The organism is Photobacterium sanguinicancri, assembly GCF_002265265.1.
GTDB lineage: Bacteria > Pseudomonadota > Gammaproteobacteria > Enterobacterales > Vibrionaceae > Photobacterium > Photobacterium sanguinicancri.
Window position 1 is genome coordinate 1 of sequence record NZ_NOIF01000279.1, and the last position, 4,119, is coordinate 4,119.

General features: G+C 39.8%; 4 protein-coding genes. 2 read left to right on the forward strand and 2 right to left on the reverse strand.

Annotated features, from left to right (window positions below):
- Nucleotides 1–503 precede the first annotated feature (503 nt).
- Together ASV53_RS23050 and ASV53_RS23055 are read right to left on the reverse strand one after the other, a co-directional pair.
- Nucleotides 504–1,394, reverse strand: coding sequence for a tetratricopeptide repeat protein (locus tag ASV53_RS23050; protein WP_094958853.1), 891 nt, complete (start codon nucleotides 1,392–1,394; stop codon nucleotides 504–506).
- Between the two features lie 257 nt (nucleotides 1,395–1,651).
- The gene (locus ASV53_RS23055) at nucleotides 1,652–2,284 is read right to left on the reverse strand and encodes a 3'-5' exonuclease (RefSeq protein WP_094958854.1); all 633 of its coding nucleotides are present in this window, start codon (nucleotides 2,282–2,284) and stop codon (nucleotides 1,652–1,654) included.
- 98 nt (nucleotides 2,285–2,382) lie between these two features.
- Between ASV53_RS23055 and ASV53_RS23060 the strand changes: the two genes are divergently transcribed.
- Nucleotides 2,383–2,673: a GNAT family N-acetyltransferase gene (locus tag ASV53_RS23060; RefSeq protein ID WP_094958855.1), complete on the forward strand. Its 291-nt coding sequence runs from the start codon at nucleotides 2,383–2,385 to the stop codon at nucleotides 2,671–2,673.
- A gap of 161 nt (nucleotides 2,674–2,834) precedes the next feature.
- Entirely contained in the window at nucleotides 2,835–3,371 is a 537-nt protein-coding gene (locus ASV53_RS26185) for a prepilin-type N-terminal cleavage/methylation domain-containing protein (RefSeq protein ID WP_094958856.1), read from the forward strand.
- Nucleotides 3,372–4,119 lie beyond the last annotated feature (748 nt).

Below are 4,119 nucleotides of genomic sequence, written 5' to 3' on the forward strand. Positions count from 1 at the left end.
ATACAATAATTACTAATGAAGTAAAAAAAACAGGTTTATTAATATCTTTTTGAAAACTCATACATCCTTCGATATGGCATTGTTACGGGCTTATCCTTCTGGTGTCGAGGGTATTCGACGATGAAACTGGCCGTACCCAGTGAGCGCAAAATGCGCGTTATTTTCTCCTGTTAGTTAGCAATTCGGCAGTATGCTAACAACTAATTGTTTAGAGTACAAAGGAAATTGAGGTGAATGATTCGTTAAATTAAAGAATATTGACGAATTAAATGCTCTGTAACCGCTGTGTTTTTGGTGTTGATAGCGTGTTACAGACGATTGTTGGTCAAATTATTGGTTAGAGTTCGATATTTAATTGGGCGATTTATAGCTTTTAAAAAAATGGAGATAAACGAGATGTTAAGAGAGGAGGGGAATGGCAGTATCGTCTATGATTCAGAGAGATACTGCCAGTTTCGCTGATGAGTTAGATGCGGTGTGTTACGTGTGTTTTGTCATCATCGCTAAGCTTGTTGATCTGCTGTGGCGATCAAAAGGTCAAATCGTTCATTGCCATGTAACATTTCAAAATCTGCTTCTTCCGCAGCAAGATCACGCATTAAGGCACTTTCTGCAATTGAACGTTCTAAATCAGAGATTGCTTGTTCATCTACGCCCAAACGAGCATAAGCACAAGCCCGTTGATATAGCGCGTGTGCATTGGAGTCATCAACTTCTAATACGCGGTTACATAAGCTGAGTGCCCAGTGGAATTCTCGGATTTCCATTGCAGCATCGGCTTTGTGTGTTAATGCTTCTAAATCGCCTGGACGAATTTTCAAAATCTCATCATAGACTTCCATTTTTTGCTCTGGATTTTGGAAGTTTTGTGCACGAAGCCAGAGATTATGAACTTCATTGATTTTTTCGATTTCTTTGTTGTTATCACTAATACTTCGAGTTTTACGGCGAAGTTCACGTTCTAATACTTGGAACTTCTTCTCGTATTGTTCAGCAATTTCTTGTAGCTGTTGATCTGCCATTTTCTTGGTGTTAACGCGCATTTCACGTAGAGATTGCCAACCAATAAGTGCAATTAAAGAGGCAACACCTGCAATAATATAGAAAAAGTAAGTGACGGTAACATTGGCATAGTTCAGTGATTTGTCGGCAACGGTTAATTCTCTATCCGTAATCTCAACAATCATACGGCGTTCAAGATCTTGTTGATTGGTGCGTAATGCTTTTAATTCATCTAAAACATAACGTTCCATAAGTGGTTTGTCGTACATGCTGAGTTCAGAGTAGGGTGGCTCACTCTTTTTTTCTTGCACATTATCTGGGGGAGATTCAGCAAGGCTGGGAAGGGTGATGCCTATCAGGCAAACGGTTAGAAACCATTGTCTTAGTTGCATTATATCGTCCTACTTCTGATGTTGAGTGCGTACACACCCTAACAGATTATCAACATGAGTTTTGATGTTTATGCCCGAGAGCCTATCAGTTGCAGGTTGGATTTGTATGTGGATGTTAAACGAGCATAAGTAGAAGATAGTTAAGGCGTATTGACGTTTCAAGGTTGTTCCCAATGACTTTGGGTGTACTCATTTTGCCAACACACCTTATTTAAAAGGCTGTATGGTGCGGTTTAGCAAGGAAGATGCGTGTGATTTTAGGCGAGATTTTTAGCTTCACGGTACAAAAACATAGGAACCGCCGCTTTATTCTTTTTAGCAATTTTCTGCATTAACTCAAAGCTTGGGTGTTCAATCTTAAAGTCAAGATTAAGGTCGTCAAGCATCTGCATCCACAGTTTGGCTGTCATTTCTGAATCGGCTAACGCTCGGTGAAAAACACCATCAGTCTCTATGTTTTTATATTCAACAAGGCTACCTAATTTATGGTTTGGCGCTGATTGGTATAAACGACGTGCGATTAGCATTGAACAAGCAAATGTACCGCCGTACTGTCGGCCGACAATATCAAGTTCTGCATCTAGAAATCGTTGATCGAAAGACGCATTGTGCGCTACAAGATTGGCGTTACCAATGAAGTCAGCGAATTCATCCATCACTTCTTCGCAAGAAGGGGCTGTGCGTAACATGTTATTTGTGATGCCAGTATAACCTTCAATGAAACTGCTAACACGGCAACCCGGGTTCATGAGCTGTTGGAATTGTGCTGTAACAATGCCATTTTCTAATTTAACCGCACCAATTTCAATTGCACGATCACCTTGGGTTGGTGACAAACCTGTGGTTTCAAAGTCCAATACGACTACGCTATTGGCGAGAGGGCTACCCATTATATTCACTTGCTCACTACTATTAGATATTCGATATTATATAGATACAAAGCCGCGAGGCAAAAACCAAATACTCAAGAGTAAATAGAGAGGAAAATATGGCGGAGCTACTGAACGTTATTCACGACAAGGAAAACAGCGAATACCGCATAGAGCTAGCACCAGATTGCTGGGGAAAGCTGAGCTATCAACGTGAAGGCAATGTGTTACATGTTGACCACAGCTCTGTCCCTGATGCGCTACGGGGGCAAGGGGCGGGTGGTCGAATGATGGAGACGGTACTACCGTATATTGAATCGGAAGGTCTTAAGATTGCACCTATCTGTAGCTATGTCGTTCATTACTTCAATAAGCATGAAAACTGGCAGCATTTATTAGCAACCAAATAAGTAGATTTACAAAGTTGCTCTGAGCATCGAGTGTATTTATAAATATTGATAATTGGCGGTTGTTCAATGTGAATTTATGCGACGCATATCCCTGTAGAGTATTGACACTAGGTATAAAGGGAATAAAATCACTCGGTGTCAATTTATTGTCGGGTACTGGTGTGAAAAATAAAGGCTTTACTCTTATTGAGCTCGTTGTGGTGATTGTCATTCTGGGCATTTTAGCCGTTACTGCAGCCCCTCGTTTCTTAAACATGCAAGTTGATGCGCGAAATTCAGCCTTACAGGCAATGAAAGGGGCAATAGCTTCATCACTAGAGATGGGGTATGGCGTATTGGCGATGCATGGTTTGGAGAAAGTTCCTCAGTTTGATAATAAAAAGCAAACAGTACCAATTCCTAAGTGTGAAAGTGGCGTTCCATGTGACTTTAGGTATGGCTACCCAGCTCCGGATTCAACCACGCTGACAAGCTTGGTTGATCACTTAGGTGATCGCTTTGGAAAGGAAGATTGGGCATTAATACGTACGGCATCAGACAATCAAAATTATTCAGTGACAATTACTACATCTGATAATGTTGAGAGAACTATCAATGGTAATATCGAGTCATTAAAGAATGAGAATTGTTATATCAGATATTATGCTAGTCAGGCGATAGATAAGCCCTACCGTTTAGAAATCACACCTTGCCAATAAGTACTTAAAACGGGTTCTTTAAAAGCCCGGATACTTGTTAAAGTATGATGTGACCCCATAAACTTGGGGTTTTGCGTTGGGTTAGAGGAGATTCGCACCAAGTCCATCACACCCAAAGTGCTCCTGTCCAAGAAAGCCAGCTTAATTGCTGGCTTTTTTACATCTGTAGCATTGTAAAAAGGCAGGCTGCCTAACTCTAACTCTAACTCTAACTCTAACTCTAACTCTAACTCTAACTCTAACTCTAGGGTCTCAGGTACGAAGTGAAAGCGCATTCGGTATAAAGGCCCCCCCACCAAGAAGAGAAGTATAAGGCGAATAAAATGTTCTTTCTGATACGGCTTTCATTACGGTAAACAGAGAAAAGTTGTTTACTGTTATGTTGTTAATGTTTTGAGTAGGGTTTTATTAACAATTCGCCAAGTTTGGTAATATATTAATAACAAGTGGGGTGATCAGTTATATTATGGAAAAATATATATTTCTACTGAAGAAGCTTTATTCCTATAAGAAAGGAATTTAATTCGGCTTCTCAGGGAATTTATGCATTTATAACGGCATAAACGGCACTCATATAATGTTCGGGCATTACTTTTAATGGGCTTATTGTGAACGGTGTATCAGATTTGACCGAAATGACGTTATTTATCTAAATAATTGATTGAGATTATATTCACAATTGACGAATCGAACATAGAAAAAAAATGAACTAAAAGGCAGATAATTAATAAAATCGTGAATAATTAGT

What these genes read in the sequence shown, in the direction of transcription:
- ASV53_RS23050 (WP_094958853.1), bottom strand. Translation starts at nt 1,394, where the DNA reads ATGCAACTAAGACAATGGTTTCTAACCGTTTGCCTGATAGGCATCACC.
- ASV53_RS23055 (WP_094958854.1), bottom strand. Translation starts at nt 2,284, where the DNA reads ATGGGTAGCCCTCTCGCCAATAGCGTAGTCGTATTGGACTTTGAAACC.
- ASV53_RS23060 (WP_094958855.1), top strand. Translation starts at nt 2,383, where the DNA reads ATGGCGGAGCTACTGAACGTTATTCACGACAAGGAAAACAGCGAATAC.